Origin of the sequence: Shewanella sp. MSW, from assembly GCF_007636515.1 — a bacterium.
Classification (GTDB): Bacteria; Pseudomonadota; Gammaproteobacteria; order Enterobacterales; family Shewanellaceae; genus Shewanella; species Shewanella indica.
Window position 1 is genome coordinate 89,585 of sequence record NZ_LVDR01000015.1, and the last position, 15,022, is coordinate 104,606.

The 15,022-nt window shown below is 50.0% G+C and carries 14 protein-coding genes; 7 read left to right on the forward strand and 7 right to left on the reverse strand.

What is annotated here, in order from left to right; genetic code table 11:
* The first annotated feature begins 53 nt into the window (after positions 1 to 53).
* The 5 genes from radC (at position 54) to AYI96_RS15655 (ending at position 2,846) form a co-directional block, all read left to right on the forward strand.
* The gene (radC, locus tag AYI96_RS15635; protein ID WP_144361945.1) at positions 54 to 545 is read left to right on the forward strand and encodes a RadC family protein; all 492 of its coding nucleotides are present in this window, start codon (positions 54 to 56) and stop codon (positions 543 to 545) included.
* Complete coding sequence (locus tag AYI96_RS15640) at positions 538 to 900, forward strand: hypothetical protein (RefSeq protein WP_025011895.1); 363 nt, start codon at positions 538 to 540, stop codon at positions 898 to 900. Before radC ends, AYI96_RS15640 begins: the two co-directional genes overlap by 8 nt.
* A 73-nt stretch (positions 901 to 973) precedes the next feature.
* Positions 974 to 1,381: a DUF2787 family protein gene (locus AYI96_RS15645; RefSeq protein WP_144361946.1), complete on the forward strand. Its 408-nt coding sequence runs from the start codon at positions 974 to 976 to the stop codon at positions 1,379 to 1,381.
* A gap of 108 nt (positions 1,382 to 1,489) precedes the next feature.
* Positions 1,490 to 2,050 carry a site-specific integrase gene (locus AYI96_RS15650; protein ID WP_025888120.1) on the forward strand — a complete coding sequence of 187 codons (561 nt, stop codon included), beginning with the start codon at positions 1,490 to 1,492 and terminating at the stop codon, positions 2,048 to 2,050.
* A 70-nt stretch (positions 2,051 to 2,120) separates the two neighbouring features.
* Positions 2,121 to 2,846: a lecithin retinol acyltransferase family protein gene (locus AYI96_RS15655; protein WP_144361947.1), complete on the forward strand. Its 726-nt coding sequence runs from the start codon at positions 2,121 to 2,123 to the stop codon at positions 2,844 to 2,846.
* Between the two features lie 108 nt (positions 2,847 to 2,954).
* On the opposite strand, the gene AYI96_RS15660 is transcribed toward AYI96_RS15655, so the two are convergent.
* Complete coding sequence (locus tag AYI96_RS15660; protein ID WP_144361948.1) at positions 2,955 to 3,620, reverse strand: inovirus Gp2 family protein; 666 nt, start codon at positions 3,618 to 3,620, stop codon at positions 2,955 to 2,957.
* Between the two features lie 278 nt (positions 3,621 to 3,898).
* Positions 3,899 to 5,401, reverse strand: a complete 1,503-nt coding sequence (locus AYI96_RS15665; protein ID WP_144361949.1) for a hypothetical protein — start codon at positions 5,399 to 5,401, stop codon at positions 3,899 to 3,901.
* A gap of 81 nt (positions 5,402 to 5,482) precedes the next feature.
* On the opposite strand from AYI96_RS15665, the gene AYI96_RS15670 reads away from it, so the two are divergent.
* Positions 5,483 to 6,157 carry a hypothetical protein gene (locus tag AYI96_RS15670; RefSeq protein ID WP_144361950.1) on the forward strand — a complete coding sequence of 225 codons (675 nt, stop codon included), beginning with the start codon at positions 5,483 to 5,485 and terminating at the stop codon, positions 6,155 to 6,157.
* A gap of 804 nt (positions 6,158 to 6,961) precedes the next feature.
* Here AYI96_RS15670 and AYI96_RS15675 read toward each other — a convergent pair.
* The 3 genes from AYI96_RS15675 to guaB form a co-directional block, all read right to left on the reverse strand.
* Positions 6,962 to 7,183: a hypothetical protein gene (locus AYI96_RS15675; protein ID WP_186300078.1), complete on the reverse strand. Its 222-nt coding sequence runs from the start codon at positions 7,181 to 7,183 to the stop codon at positions 6,962 to 6,964.
* 308 nt (positions 7,184 to 7,491) lie between these two features.
* Positions 7,492 to 9,069, reverse strand: a complete 1,578-nt coding sequence (gene guaA, locus AYI96_RS15680) for a glutamine-hydrolyzing GMP synthase (RefSeq protein WP_028779200.1) — start codon at positions 9,067 to 9,069, stop codon at positions 7,492 to 7,494.
* A 103-nt stretch (positions 9,070 to 9,172) separates the two neighbouring features.
* Positions 9,173 to 10,639: an IMP dehydrogenase gene (gene guaB, locus AYI96_RS15685; RefSeq protein ID WP_028779199.1), complete on the reverse strand. Its 1,467-nt coding sequence runs from the start codon at positions 10,637 to 10,639 to the stop codon at positions 9,173 to 9,175.
* Positions 10,640 to 10,756: 117 nt separating this feature from the next.
* Between guaB and xseA the strand changes: the two genes are divergently transcribed.
* Positions 10,757 to 12,100: an exodeoxyribonuclease VII large subunit gene (gene xseA / locus AYI96_RS15690; RefSeq protein WP_144361951.1), complete on the forward strand. Its 1,344-nt coding sequence runs from the start codon at positions 10,757 to 10,759 to the stop codon at positions 12,098 to 12,100.
* A 186-nt stretch (positions 12,101 to 12,286) separates the two neighbouring features.
* Here xseA and der read toward each other — a convergent pair whose 3' ends face one another.
* Positions 12,287 to 13,753 carry a ribosome biogenesis GTPase Der gene (gene der, locus AYI96_RS15695; protein ID WP_039035069.1) on the reverse strand — a complete coding sequence of 489 codons (1,467 nt, stop codon included), beginning with the start codon at positions 13,751 to 13,753 and terminating at the stop codon, positions 12,287 to 12,289.
* A 79-nt stretch (positions 13,754 to 13,832) separates the two neighbouring features.
* The gene (gene bamB, locus AYI96_RS15700) at positions 13,833 to 15,020 is read right to left on the reverse strand and encodes an outer membrane protein assembly factor BamB (protein WP_071477411.1); all 1,188 of its coding nucleotides are present in this window, start codon (positions 15,018 to 15,020) and stop codon (positions 13,833 to 13,835) included.
* Positions 15,021 to 15,022 lie beyond the last annotated feature (2 nt).

The following is a 15,022-nucleotide window of genomic DNA, read 5'->3' on the forward strand; positions in this document are numbered from 1 at the left end:
TCAGTTATATATCACCCCTGTGCATAAACCAGAGTCATCATCAAGGAGGCGATATGCACAGAACCATTTCTGCACCCAGCAACAACTGGTCTCACACATCCAGTCAAATCCTCGAAACCGCTGCCGGCATCATCGCCGAGCGCTATGTTCGAGATGGCGTATTCACCAACCCAAGCGCAACCATGGACTTTCTGCGCTTCAAGTTGCATCAACATGAGCGCGAGGTATTCGCGGTCATGATGCTGGACAGCCAGCACAGATTAATTGAGTTCACGGAGCTGTTTTACGGCACGATTGATGCTGCCAGTGTTTACCCCAGGGAAGTTGTTAAAGCGGTACTGAGCTGTAATGCAGCGGCAGTTATCCTCACTCACAACCACCCTTCCGGCGTTGCCGAGCCTTCGCAGGCCGACAGGCGTATCACCGAGCGGTTAATCAACGCTCTCGGTACCATAGATGTGCCAGTGCTGGACCACATTGTGGTGGGCGACCAATGTGTATCGTTTGCCGAGCGAGGTTGGCTGGAGGGAAAGCACCATGATTGAGTTTACCGACAGCTTTTCACAGGCTGCGGTGGCTGAAGCCTGTCAGGCATTCCCTGAGTTGCGGGCTTATCTACTGCGGGAGCTTACCCTGCCCACGTTCGAGCGGCCGCTGAATGACACAGGAGAGGTGATTGGCGCTCCCCAGGTGATGCCATTAACGTCGCTGCGCAAAACCGTGTTGTATGTGTCTCACAAAGATATGAATGGTCACATTCCCAGGGAAATCGGCTTTTGTCGCTACCTGCAGCGCTGCGACACTTACGGCGTGCCGTTTGGTCCTTGGCTTAAGGTGATCAACGGCTGCTATTTCAATCACGGCTCCAATACCCAACCGAATTGGAGCGCCCACAGCTGAACCCCAAACCTTTTATCTATCCCCTGCCTGCTTGGCATCCACCAAGCGGGCTTTTTGTTTTTGGAGAATCGATATGAACATTATCCAGTACCAGGCTCTGACCTTACCCGCCGACTTTTATGAACTGCTAAAGATGCACGCCAAGGACTATCAAACCCAGGAAGCCCACTTTATCACCCTCAATTTTGCCGATCCGGATTACAACGCCGAGCGGGGTGGTTTCCATCCGGTGGAGATAGGTTTGAGTCGTCAGGGCGATGCCTGGGCACTCAGCTACTTTACCGACTTCGCTTTCTATGGCCGGGTCATGCCGGAATTGGAACGGGAGATTGACGTGCATTTTCAGGCTCAGGAGGTTTACAGCACCTTCTACGGAACTCGGCCTTTGCGGGAAGTTGCGGGGTTGGTGCAACTGCTGCTCAAGAACTTCCTCAGCTATGTCGCCATCGACGCTTATGTCGTCAAAGTGCAGGCCCACTGAAGTGGTTCTCAAAAAGGTATTGTGGGCACCAGCAAACCCAGGCCCGATAGGGGTTGGCAAGAGGCTGGTTCCCATATTCATCAAATAGCCAAATGAGGGAACTTCACCATGAAAGAAGTCGAGGCGGTGAAAAGCCGCGATACCATAAAGCTTATCAGCTACCTGCTTGAGCGTCACTTTGGTCAGCAGATGGCTGATGTCTGGAATATCGGTCTTAATCTGGCACTGCGGATCTCAGATCTACTGGCGATCAGATTCAGTGACATCCAAGGTGACAGGCTCAGCATTATTGAGCAAAAAACCGGTAAAAGAGCCGATATCAAACTCAACGCCAAAACCAAGGCTTTGATCGACGCTATCCGCCAGCGTCACCCTGACCACATCTATCTGTTTCAATCCTACCGTAGCCAGCAGATGCAAAATGCAGCGCCTAAGCCGCTCAGTCGTCGAGCCGTGACCAAAGCCTTTGCCTTCGTTGGTGAAGACATCAGGCTTGCGTTAGGGACCCACTCAATGCGTAAAACTCGCGGTTATCACTTGTACCAATCCTGCAAGGATATTGGCCGAGTGATGCGTATGCTCAGGCACCAATCGGAAGCGGTCACGCTGCGTTACATCGGCATTACCCAACAACAGATAGACCGCGACTTTATTGAACTGGAAATCTAACCCCAAACCTTTCCCCACTTGAGAGCAGTTGCCTAAAAGGGCGCTGCTCTCTTTTTATTTGGAGTACAACATGAAGAAATTCAAAGCCGGTGATCATCTGGTTACCAATATCGATCCGCTTGGATTGACTGAACACCATGGTCTGTGTGTTGGGAATGACCAAGTTATCCATCAACGTAAAGATGGTTTTGTTGAGCAACTCAGTCTGAGTGAATTCTCGGGTGGGGCCAAGGTTCGTCGCAAAGCGATTGCATATGATAGAGACGGTGCTGTGAAGCGAGCGGAAAGCCAATTGGGTTGCAGGCCCTATGACCTGCTCAGCAATAACTGTGAACACTTCGTCAACTGGTGTATCGATGAAACAGAAACGTCCAACCAGGTCAGTAACAACCTCCATTTCACCGCACAAGTGACAGCACGAGCCGGATTGCTTGGCAGTGCCGCTCAACGTGCAGCACAAGGGAGCCTGGCCAATATCGCCCTTGCATCAACAGCAGCCAAAGCCGTCGGTGAATACATTGGGTTACCGGATGCAGTGAACAGGGCCATTGGGACTCCAGGCGATTTGGTAGCCAAACCACTTGAGACTTTTATCAATGGCACCTGTGAAACACTGAGTACGTCCTCCGGGCATTTAAGAGCAGGAAACTATAGTGAAGCGGCAACATCACTCGTCAAAGGTTCATTGGAAACGGCTGTAGATTGCACCATAGTCAAACCCCTTGAAGTTACCGGAGACGGTATTGTGGCAATAGTGGATATTGGCAAGGATATCTGGCTATGGTTTAAGTACTGATAATGTTTGTCTACTGGATCAGGGGCTGATGCCCCTGATATAAGGATCTCAATCACTTAAGTATTGTGCGGGAAATTCTCAGCAAATAGGTTTTGCCCGGTTTACCCCTTAACGTTGACTACACCCAAAAGAGCGAGCTCTATCTCCGTATTGTTTAGTCTCCAATTTGGCAATATAGCTGACACGATTAAAAGCCGCTCCAAAGACAATTTCGAAGTTTAGAGCATTACAATCGATGTAATACATGGGAGTATAGGGGAAATGAACAAGACCTTCCGCACTGAACTCATCAATTCCTATGGCGCTAGCCCAAGCTTCGACAATCTTTGTATTCAAATTTTTTCCATGACTGCTGTAATGTCCCAAATGACTATAAGCATCTTTATTAAGGAATATTGCAGCATGATAATGATCCGTGGCAGCTCCAGCACATTCCTTCGCCCATAAATATCGTAGCTTGCAAGGATGCGCACGCTTTCCTTCTCGTCCTTTTACAGATCTGTCATGTTGGATTTTTGCATCGAGTGATTTGAAAAATTTACTAATAACCGTTGAGTTGTAAAACGTGGGAGAATCAACAAAATTAATGAGAGGTAAATGCAAATCAAACCTCACCATCAAAGTACGAGGATGTTCAGTCAGTGCTGCTTGCATTACCTGTATGATTGAATCCAAGTATTGCTTGCTGAGAGGCTTAGGATTGACGCTCAAACCTTGATATTGACCATTGTCGATAATGACAAGATTGGGATTAGCCGAATGACGTTGTTTCATTTATATTCGTCCATAGTGGTTATTGTTCATAACGTATATGGCTTCTGTATTTTTTTACTTATATGCATGACTATGAGCAGCATTGTACAGTACCTACTCAATAATGACATATCTCCTAATGTTCGTATTGTTACCTTATTCCTTGGATAACGGTGATACTGCACACACCAATTAATTTATAGATCCAATCGAATACTAACAAACAGACAATTTTATATATTCACTAACTAAGCAATCCTCGCCAAATTTGTAAAAACAACCTATAGACACAGGTACTTTTAAGATCTAACTTGGTCGCTAGTTAAATTACGCAGAATCCCAGCCAACTTATGAGGATCTGTTCCACAAATCAAATACTGAACATGGTCGATTTTTGCGTGCTCAATTTTGGTGTTTGATATTAACAAGTGATCTTTCAAAACCAAACAGTGATCATACGAATCACGTTCAGGAGTTATTACCGTCAGCACAAATGGCACGAAATGATTAACCAATACGGTAGTTTCCTTTTCCTCTCTCTCACCACTCGCCTCTACTTTTAATTGCTGATGGCCAATAACAACCATTCGCTCGCGTTGGTTGTAGTCGATAATTCGACCTTCTCTCCCCATGCATTCAACCAAAAGACGCCAATAGCGAGAGAGCTCTAGAACCCCATACAGAGACTCTTTGATTAAAGCATCAATAATGTATTTATTTAGTCGGTTGATTATGCTAGTTTTTGAGAATTCATCATTCCCACTATCCGCGAGTTCAGCTTGTGGAGTGGAAAATTGAATATCGCGTAACTCATGCAAAAAAATGGTCATAATTGCGCTCCGTAATTTAGCCTCACACTCTTCTCTATTTTCCTTATCATAATATTCCACAGTAGGTACCAAAGAGGTTATCGTTGATAGGTATAAATGGTTCACCCAAGAAACAAGCTCTTTCGAACGAAAAAACTCAGATAATTGGAAGTACTGCTCATCCGACAGCATCGAATCTTGTCTTGGATACCGTCCATTAGCTAGCTTCTGCGTTTTTTTGTAGTGTTCTGCTAGTTTACTCACACATCGCAGTGGAAAAAAATCAGTGGAAACTAACGGTAATCCCAACTTTAAAATTTTAGTATCTGGTTGCTGACCATATATTTTGTAGATTGGAGGTAAGTATGGAAATAGTTCGCTTCGCTTAACTCCGTCTGCAGCAACGCTAACTAACCCTTTATTAACCAACGCTTTGAGAGCTCTCCGAAGTGTTAACTGAGTAATACCAGCTATCTTGCACAACAATGAATCATCGCACCCGATCACATACCTAGCTTTATTGGCGTGCATCAGCAAAATAACCCAGACCAAGCCTTCATTTACATGAAGCGTCGCGGATGTCACTGCTGATGATGTTTCTGCCAGTGATTCCACTCTTAGAACGGATTCCAGTTCGTCTTGCCAAGAACAAGCCTCAAGGCATTCTCGCCACATTCTTATGCATTCAGTCGATAATGCATAGTCGAAGCGCAATTTGGATTTATCGTCCTCTTGTCGTTCGAGGGGACTTCTTATCTTCCAGAGGTAACCTTCTTGCTCTAAGTATTGTAGCGCAATTCCGAGCTTTCTTTTTGATACACCTAAAGCCTTAGCTAAAGCATCCCTCGAACCTGATTGGAAATCTCTTCCAAACCTAACGGCCCAGGTCAGAAGTACTAACCTGGTCTCAGGAGTTGCCCCTGTCATTGAAAGCAGAAGTTGCATACCAATAGAAATAACAAAGCCACCGAATCTCTCATTATTAGCACACAAAACCACACTTTAATAGCCATTTGCTCATCAATAACATACATGTTACGTTACATGTAACATGATTAAGGTGACAACTATTCCATGCAAGTCAACACTCCTATCGAGCTTCCAGATATCATCAAACTTTTCGACTTTTTGAAGTCAGAGACAATCACTGAAAGGAAGTTGGTACAAGACTATGTATCGCGACAAGGGATAGGCTTAACTCCAAATTTGCCAAGTATTGAGCGTATAAAATTTGAGTTAGCTACCTTTTTTTTAATGACAAACACTACTCCTGCGGCCATTAAATTATTTGCTAAAAGGATGGGAGCTGCTTGGAGAGCTAAGAAACATAGAAAGAATAAGGCTTTGGTTACACTATCCATAAGCTTGAATCGAGACGTGTCCAATCAACTAACTCAAATGTGCAAAGGTCACAAAAAGACAGACATTGTCACGTACCTGATTACGGGAAACTATCCAAGGTTTTTAGCGGAACAGAGAGCTACACAAGAGAAATTTGCCGAGGAAAAAAGAGTACGAAAAGTTGAGGCAGAAAAAGCTAATTTATGTAAGTTAATGAAAAGTTCTACACAACCCGCCGCAAAACCTGAACAACAGATTACTCCGTCACTAGCCCATGTAGACGAACTCAGAAACGGAATAGCCAAGCTTTACGAGATTATCTTTACGGCCAATGAACAGGGGCAAATAATCGATGATAAGAAGTTGATTGAGGCAACAAAGTTATACTACTCTGCTTTCAGCAAGTAGCCCCAAAGTAACCAAATCAACGTTTAGGATGCTGAACTCAATTCCAAAAGGAGATTTCTTCATAACTAATTAAAAATCAATAGAAATTTGAAAGAATAGTGCACATTAAGACTTGGTATTCCAAATGGTGTACCAAAGATAAAGTCAAATCACTATAAATCATTTAAAAAACAAAGAGATAAAAAGCAAATTCAGATGACGCCGCCCCAAATAAAACAAAGGGTTAGCAGAAATGCTAACCCTTTTTCTTTGCCGATTTATTGAAAATGGCAGCAAAGTGGCAGCAGAGAAATTGCGGAGTGCTGCCACTTCCCTTCTTTTCAGTTCTGGATCCTCTCAATGTCTTATTGATCAACTGCTTTAGTATGGCCGCCGTTTTCTGGCTTTCTCTCATACCCTCACGTAATCCACGCAAAACCCCGTGCTGCTGCGGCTTTCACTCCTGCATCCATGGTCAATCCAACCTAGTGGAACTGTAAAACAGTGAAATTAACCGCGATCTTTTCAGATCTTCGATCCTTTCTCAGGCCCAGTGTCTGCGCTTGGTGGCGCCATAAACTGAACAAATTCAAAACTGAAAATAAATTGAGGTGCAAACTGCGCAGGAGGGTGAGGAAGAGTGCGAATTTCGTGACGTAGAATTGCGTAGGTGGTGATTTACGTGGCCAGAATAGCCAGCCGCGTCTGTGCTGCAGCATCGTCAGTTTTGATTGTTGGGTGGGGCTTTGCTGTGTGCTGATATGAAAAACGGCTCAGGTTCCTTGTGGGAGCTGAGCCGGTATCGAGTAAAGACGGATCTATGGTTTACTTGGTGATTGGGTCTAGCCTGGCCTTTTGGGCTTCTGCTGCACTCGCCTTGCCGGAGAAGTCTCTAGCCTCATTCGGTGCCGGGCTGGTGCTGTGGGTATGACTGGCACAGATGGTTGCCAGCTCGGCTACCGTTTCCATGAGTTCAGATAGCAGCTTGAGCACGTTTTCATCTTCACTGCCCAGCCACGTTTTTGGGCTGCGGTAATCCTTTGACACGCTGGCGATCACCTCGCGGGTTTAGCATCAGTGTGAAACATCAAAAAGATATGGCTGTCCTGTATTTTGTAAAACAGATAGATATGAAAATTTAATACCATGTCCCATCAAAAACACTCAGCATGGTATCGGGCGTAATCCATGGCATTACCGATGAATCATACCCATCAAAATACCACGGTCAAACCGTGCTTGGCGTTGCCAGACATTGCCAAAAATGACTAAGTCAGAAACAAAAAAAGTCCGCAATTACGCGGACTTAAGTATGATTTAGTGCTTGTTAATGCCTGACCTTTCTTAAAGGAGCATTATTCCCACTCAATCGTTGCCGGTGGCTTGCCTGAGATGTCGTACACCACGCGGGAGATGCCGTCGATTTCATTGATGATGCGGTTGGACACCCGGCCAAGGAAGTCGTACGGCAGGTGAGCCCAATGGGCAGTCATAAAGTCGATGGTTTCCACGGCGCGCAGAGACACAACCCAGTCGTACTTGCGGCCATCGCCCATTACACCTACGCTGCGAACCGGCAGGAACACAGTGAAGGCCTGGCTGACACGGTCGTACAGTTCGGCTTTGCGCAGCTCTTCGATGAAGATGGCATCGGCGCGGCGCAGCAGATCGCAGTACTCTTTCTTGACTTCGCCGAGTACCCGTACGCCCAGGCCTGGGCCAGGGAATGGGTGGCGATAGAGCATGTCGTAAGGCAGACCCAGCTCCAGGCCAATCTTGCGTACTTCGTCTTTGAACAGTTCACGCAGCGGTTCAACCAGACCCAGCTCCATATCTTCCGGCAGGCCGCCGACGTTATGGTGCGACTTGATCACATGGGCCTTGCCTGTGGCGCTGCCGGCAGACTCGATGACATCGGGGTAGATGGTGCCCTGGGCCAGCCACTTGGCGTTAACGCACTTACCGGCTTCTTCGTCGAAGATTTCCACAAACACCCGGCCGATGATCTTGCGCTTGGCTTCTGGGTCGTTTTCGCCTTTGAGGGCATTGAGGAATCTGTCTTCGGCTTCAACCTTGATGATGTTAAGACCGAAGTGGTCGCCGAACATCTCCATCACTTGCTCGCCTTCGTTCAGACGCAGCAGGCCGTTGTCGACAAACACACAGGTGAGTCTGTCGCCGATGGCGCGGTGCAGCAGCATGGCGGTAACAGAGGAGTCAACCCCACCGGAAAGCGCCAGTATCACTTCATCGTCACCTATCTGCTTTTTAAGGCGCTCAACGGCGTCTTCGATGATGGAAGCGGGTTTCCACTTGGCTTCACAGCCACAGATTTCCAGCGCGAAATGCTCCAGCATGCGCTTGCCCTGACGGGTGTGGGTCACTTCAGGGTGGAACTGCACGCCGTAGAAACCTTTGGCTTCATTGGCCATGGCGGCGAATGGGCAGGTTTCGGTCTTGGCAACCGCGACAAAGCCTTCAGGGATAGCCGAGACTTTGTCACCGTGGCTCATCCATACATCCAGCAATGGACGACCGGCTTCGTTAACGGCATCTTCGATGTTTTTAAACAGTGCAGATTCGGCCAGCAGTTCGATTTGCGCGTAACCGAACTCGCCCTCGCCTATGCCCTGGATAACTTTGCCACCCAGCTGCTCGCTCATGGTCTGCATACCGTAACAGATACCCAGTACAGGCACGCCTGCATTGAACACATACTCTGGGGCTCGGGGAGAATTGTCGGCGGTGACACTCTCGGGACCACCGGCCAGAATAATGCCCTGAGGGGCAAACTCGCGGATCTGCTCTTCACTGACATCCCAGGCCCAGAGTTCACAGTAGACGCCAATTTCGCGGATACGACGGGCAATCAGCTGGGTATACTGGGATCCGAAATCAAGGATCAGTATCTTGTGCTCATGAATATTGCTCATTGATAACCTTTATCTCTTTAGTTTGATTGCAGTGCCTGCCGTAACAGGCACAGTTTTTATCTGCTTATAAACCAAGGGCGACACTCATGCCGCCCCGAATTTGTTAAACGCCTGAACGGTAGTTCGGCGCTTCTTTGGAGATAGTCACATCGTGAACGTGGGATTCGCCCATACCGGCAGAAGTCACCTTGACGAACTGGGCCTTATCGCCCAATTCCTGAATGGTGGCGCAGCCTGTCAGCCCCATACAGGAACGCAAACCGCCCATGTACTGATGGATAATCTCTTTGATTTTGCCTTTATAGGGAACACGGCCTTCAATACCTTCAGGTACCAGTTTGTCGGCGGCGTTGTCGCTCTGGAAGTAGCGATCGGAAGAGCCCTGAGACATGGCGCCCAGTGAGCCCATACCTCGGTAAGATTTATAAGCGCGGCCCTTGTAGAGTTCAGTTTCACCTGGAGATTCATCGGTACCGGCAAACATGGAACCTGCCATGATGCAAGATGCACCGGCGGCCAGCGCCTTGGCCAGATCGCCTGAAAAACGGATACCGCCATCGGCAATCACTGGGATACCCAGATGCTTAACGGCAGCAGCGGCATCGGAAACTGCAGTGATTTGCGGTACCCCCACGCCGGTAACGATACGGGTAGTACAGATAGAGCCAGGGCCAATACCGACTTTAACCGCATTCACACCGGCTTCTACCAGCGCCAGGGCGCCTTCGGCGGTCGCCACGTTGCCGCCAACGATTTGCAGATCCGGATACTTGGCACGGGTATCGCGAATACGCTGCAGTACCCCTTCAGAATGGCCGTGGGATGAATCAATCAAGAGTACATCGACACCGGCTTTGACCAGCGCATCAACACGCTCTTCGTTACCTGGACCAGCACCAACAGCGGCGCCAACACGCAGACGGCCCAGCTCATCTTTACAGGCATTGGGCTTACGCTCGGCTTTCTCGAAGTCTTTAACAGTGATCAGGCCCTTAAGCTGGAATTCATCATTCACAACCAGCACTTTTTCAATGCGGTTGGAGTGCATCAGCTTTTGTACTTCATCCAGCTTGGTGCCTTCAGGTACAGTCACCAGACGCTCTTTCGGGGTCATGATTTCAGAAACCAGGCGGTTGGTATCGGTCACGAAGCGCACGTCACGGCCAGTGATGATACCCACCAGTTCGTTGGCGTCATTGATTACCGGATAGCCGGCAAATCCGTTCTTTTCGGTTAATACCTTAAGCTCGGCCAGTGTCGTGGAAGGTGTTACTGTTACAGGCTGTTGAACCACACCTGCTTCATAGATCTTCACTTTACGAACTTCTTCGGCCTGCTGTTCAATACTCATATTCTTATGAATAAAGCCCAAGCCACCTTCTTGCGCCATGGCGATTGCCAAACGGGCTTCGGTCACTGTGTCCATTGCAGCGGACACCAGGGGGATATTCAGTTCGATTTTGTCGGTCAGACGGGTCTTGAGATTGGCGGTATTAGGGAGAACGGTCGAGTGGGCCGGAACCAGCAGCACATCGTCAAAGGTAAGCGCTTCTTTAATTAATCGTAGCATTGCAACATCTCCCCGGGGGTTAGATTGAAGGTGAAATATTGCGGCGGCATTATACCTTGCAACCCCGGGGTGGTAAATGGGAAAATAGAGAAAAATTCCAATTTGAACGCAAATTCCATGCCAGAGCTCAAAAAACAGGTATATACCGTCTCCCGCCTCAATGCCGAAGTTCGTGCCTTGTTGGAGGGAAACCTCGGCAGGATTTGGCTCAATGGCGAAATTTCCAACTTTGCCAGCCCAAGCTCGGGCCATTGGTATCTGACACTCAAGGACAACCACTCACAAATTCGCTGCGCCATGTTCCGTGGCCGCAATCAGAATGTGACCTTCCGCCCGGTCAACGGCCAGCAAGTGCTGGTGCGGGCAGCCCTGAGTGTCTATGAGCCTAGGGGCGATTACCAACTGCTTATCGAAACCATGCTGCCTGCCGGTGATGGCTTGCTGGCGCAGCAGTATGAAGCGCTGAAGCAGAAGCTCGCGGCCGAAGGCCTGTTTGCCGCCGAGACCAAACGACCACTACCGGCCAACATCCAGCGCATCGGGGTGATCACCTCCCCCACTGGCGCCGCCATACGCGATGTACTGCATGTACTGAAACGCCGCGATCCTTCCATCGAAGTGGTGATCTACCCCTCACAGGTTCAGGGCGACACTGCCGCCAACCAGCTTATTGAGGCACTCACCTTGGCCAACCAGAGGCTGGAGGTGGATCTGTTACTGCTGACCCGCGGCGGCGGCAGCCTGGAAGATATGTGGTGTTTCAACGATGAAAATCTGGCCCACGCCATCTACAACAGCGCCCTGCCGGTAATTTCAGCGGTGGGCCATGAAGTGGATACCTGTATCAGTGACTATGTCGCCGATCTGCGTGCCCCTACCCCATCGGCCGCCGCCGAGCTGGTATCCCAGGATGTCGACAACAAGCGGCAAAAGCTGGCCACTGCCATGGCCAGGCTGCGCCAGGGCTGGCAACACTGGCACTTAGCCAAACGCCAACAGCTGTCACTGCTGGATCACAAATTGCAACGCCAGGATCCCAAGCGGCGGCTGGAACAGCTGGTACAGCAGTTTGATGAGCAGCAACTGAGAATGACGGCCGCCATCAACAATCGCCTGCACCGGCTGGAACACAGACAGCTACAGCTCAAGAGCCGCCTCGAAGCCCAGAGTCCGGCCCACAAGCTGAGCCTGGAAGGCAACAGATTGAATTATCTCGGTCAACAGTTGCAGGATGCCATCGCCGATAAACTGAAAGAGGCCAAGGCACGCCTGGGGGCCAGCGCCCATTCGCTGGAAAGTGTCAGCCCACTATCGACTCTGTCCAGAGGTTACAGCATCAGCAAGAACGAAGCCGGGAAAGTCCTCGAAAACAGTGAGGACGCCGTGGTCGGCGAGCAGATGCGTACCCAGTTGAAACAGGGCGCGCTGCTCTCAAGAATTGAAGCCATCATAGAGGAATAGCATCAATCAGATAAATGCTCCTCGCCGGAGAAGGGAACCGAATGGAAAATACCTGTGAATCGTTCGCAGATGTTATTCCAGTTCACAGGCCCTTCATTAAACCCAGCTCACTGAATTCATGTGTAATATTGGTCATCAGAAACAACAAAGCCGGGTTAAACCCGGCTTTGTTTTGCGAAAATCCTATCAGGATTTCTTGTTTTTGATGTGCGCCATCATCCGCTTGCGGCGTCTTTCCTGGCTCAGGGTCAGTTTCTCCCCCTTGCCTTCAAAGGGGTTGGCCCCTTCCTGGAAGCGCAGCTGGATGGGCGTACCCACAACTTTCAGCGAGCGGCGGTAGTAGTTCATCATATAACGCTTATAGGAGTCCGGCAGCTTGGATACCTGGTTGCCGTGTACCACCACGATAGGTGGGTTGTAACCACCGGCGTGGGCATACTTGAGCTTAACCCGGCGACCATTGACCAGAGGCGGCTGATGATCGTCCTGCGCCATCTGCATTATCTTGGTCAGCAGCGAAGTGGACACCCGTCTGGTCGCGCTGTCATAAGCTTCTTCGATGGACTCATACAGATGACCCACACCTGTGCCATGCAGCGCCGAGATAAAGTGAATGCGGGCAAAGTCGATAAAGCCCAGACGACGGTCCAGCTCACTCTTGACCCTTTCCTTGACGTCATTGTCTATGCCGTCCCACTTGTTGACCGCAATCACCAGCGCCCGACCGGCGTTGAGGGCAAAACCCAGCAAACCAAGATCCTGCTCGGCGATACCTTCACGGGCATCGATAACCAAGAGCACCACGTTGGCGTCTTCAACCGCTTTCAGGGTTTTAATCACCGAGAACTTTTCAACGACTTCATGCACCTTGGCGCGGCGACGCACCCCGGCTGTGTCTATAATGACGTACTCACGGCCTTCACGCTGCATTGGAATATAAATGGAGTCACGGGTGGTGCCCGGCTCATCATAAACCACTACCCGCTCTTCACCGAGGATGCGGTTGGTCAGGGTCGACTTGCCCACGTTTGGCTTGCCGATAATCGCCAGCTTGATAGGCAAGTCCTGCAGTCTGGCCTGTTCAGCTTCGGCTTCCTCTTCTGTGTATTGACGCTCGTCGACCTTCTCTTCCTCGGGCGCATCCGGGTTAATCCCCATCGCCTCGGCAAAAGGAGCCAGCGCATACTCAATCATATTGGTAACACCACGGCCATGAGCCGCCGCCATCTGATACACCTCACCCAGGCCCAGGGCCCAGAATTCGGCGCAGGCGGAATCGGCATCGATACCGTCAATCTTGTTGGCCACCACAAAGGTGGTCTTTTGCCGACTGCGAAGATGTTGGGCTATGGCCTGATCGGCCGCGGTCAAACCGGCGCGGGCATCCGTCAGAAACAGCACTACATCCGCTTCTTCGATAGCCGCCAGCGATTGCTCGGCCATCTTGGTTTCTATGCCTTCTTCGGTGCCGTCAATACCGCCGGTATCCACCAGGATGAATTCGTAACCTGACAGATAGGCACGACCGTATTTACGATCCCGCGTCAAGCCTGGGTAATCCGCCACCAGTGCATCACGGGTGCGGGTCAGACGATTGAACAGGGTCGACTTACCGACATTGGGTCGCCCTACCAGGGCCACTACAGGAATCATCTTTTTGCCTCTTTAAAACTTCTCAATAAAAAGCCCCCGGAACGCACTCCCAGGGGCTTGGCAGTATCAAAGCCTGGGATCAGGGCAGAGTTACTGTGGCAATTTTGCCATCCCGGGTCTGCAGATAAATTTTGTCGTCAACCACCAGAGGTTGACTGAAAAGGCCCGAGCTATCGACCTGCACCCGACCGACAATTTGGCCGTTGCTGCGATCGATAAAGTGCAGATAACCTTCAAAGTCACCTACCACTACATAGTCCTGGAACACGGCCGGAGCAGTCAGATCCCTATTTGTCAGATCCGAGTTACTCCAAAGCTCCAGACCGTTACGTCTGTCCACTGAGTATACACGGCTGTGATCGTCCACCAAATACAGACTCAAGCCCGCACTGTCCAGCTCGTGGAAACTGGAGTACTTGCGCGACCAGACAATACGGCCACTGCGCATTTCCATGCTCACCAGGTTACCGTTGTAGCTCACGGCGTACAGGTTGTCACCCAACAACAGCGGCGTCATATCGACATCGGCCATACGGCTGAATTCGTTACCGCCTTTAGGGGTGTAAATCGGTTGCTCCCAAGCTGGCTGGCCATTGTTTTTGATAATAACTGCGACCTTGCCATCGGCCGTACCAACAAAGAAACCACCCTGAGCATACGCAGGAGAACTGCTACCGCGCAGAGTCAAGTTTGGCAAGGAAGCTTCATAGCTCCAAAGCTTTTCACCTGTGTCGACATTAAAGGCATCCAGCGAGCCTGAGCTGCTGTTAACCACCACCATGTCTTCGGCAACTGCGGGCAAGGACAATAGTTCGCCTTCTGCTACGGCGTGCCAAAGCACTTCACCGGTTTCAGCGTCAAGCGCCGCCAAAAGGCCACTTTCTCCACCGACAAACACCTTGTTACGGGCCGCGGTCACGCCGGATGCCAGACGAGCGCCCTTGTTCTTTTTCAGGGCACCATCACGGAATGCTTCACTGAAGTCGGTGCTCCAGACCTTCTCGCCGCTGCTCTCGTCAAAGGCGGTTACTTCACCATAGCGGTCGGCAACAAAAATTTTGCCGTAGCGCACTGCCGGACGCAGGCGGGAGTAATAATCGCCAACACCACTGCCGACCGAAGCACTCCAACTGACCTCTGGGAATACGCTGGCGTTGAGCTCCAGCAGCGGGCTTACAGGTTCTTCTTCCACATCACTGGAAGCACAACCCGTCAGTGCGCCTATGGCCATGCCACAGGCCAAAAGAGTTTTACACCACGACTTCATTG

Bases quoted from the DNA above. Each gene is read 5' to 3' on its own strand.
- radC (WP_144361945.1), top strand. From the start codon at position 54: ATGCACAGAACCATTTCTGCACCCAGCAACAACTGGTCTCACACATCC.
- AYI96_RS15640 (WP_025011895.1), top strand. From the start codon at position 538: ATGATTGAGTTTACCGACAGCTTTTCACAGGCTGCGGTGGCTGAAGCC.
- AYI96_RS15645 (WP_144361946.1), top strand. From the start codon at position 974: ATGAACATTATCCAGTACCAGGCTCTGACCTTACCCGCCGACTTTTAT.
- AYI96_RS15650 (WP_025888120.1), top strand. From the start codon at position 1,490: ATGAAAGAAGTCGAGGCGGTGAAAAGCCGCGATACCATAAAGCTTATC.
- AYI96_RS15655 (WP_144361947.1), top strand. From the start codon at position 2,121: ATGAAGAAATTCAAAGCCGGTGATCATCTGGTTACCAATATCGATCCG.
- AYI96_RS15660 (WP_144361948.1), bottom strand. From the start codon at position 3,620: ATGAAACAACGTCATTCGGCTAATCCCAATCTTGTCATTATCGACAAT.
- AYI96_RS15670 (WP_144361950.1), top strand. From the start codon at position 5,483: ATGCAAGTCAACACTCCTATCGAGCTTCCAGATATCATCAAACTTTTC.
- guaA (WP_028779200.1), bottom strand. From the start codon at position 9,069: ATGAGCAATATTCATGAGCACAAGATACTGATCCTTGATTTCGGATCC.
- guaB (WP_028779199.1), bottom strand. From the start codon at position 10,639: ATGCTACGATTAATTAAAGAAGCGCTTACCTTTGACGATGTGCTGCTG.
- xseA (WP_144361951.1), top strand. From the start codon at position 10,757: ATGCCAGAGCTCAAAAAACAGGTATATACCGTCTCCCGCCTCAATGCC.
- der (WP_039035069.1), bottom strand. From the start codon at position 13,753: ATGATTCCTGTAGTGGCCCTGGTAGGGCGACCCAATGTCGGTAAGTCG.
- bamB (WP_071477411.1), bottom strand. From the start codon at position 15,020: ATGAAGTCGTGGTGTAAAACTCTTTTGGCCTGTGGCATGGCCATAGGC.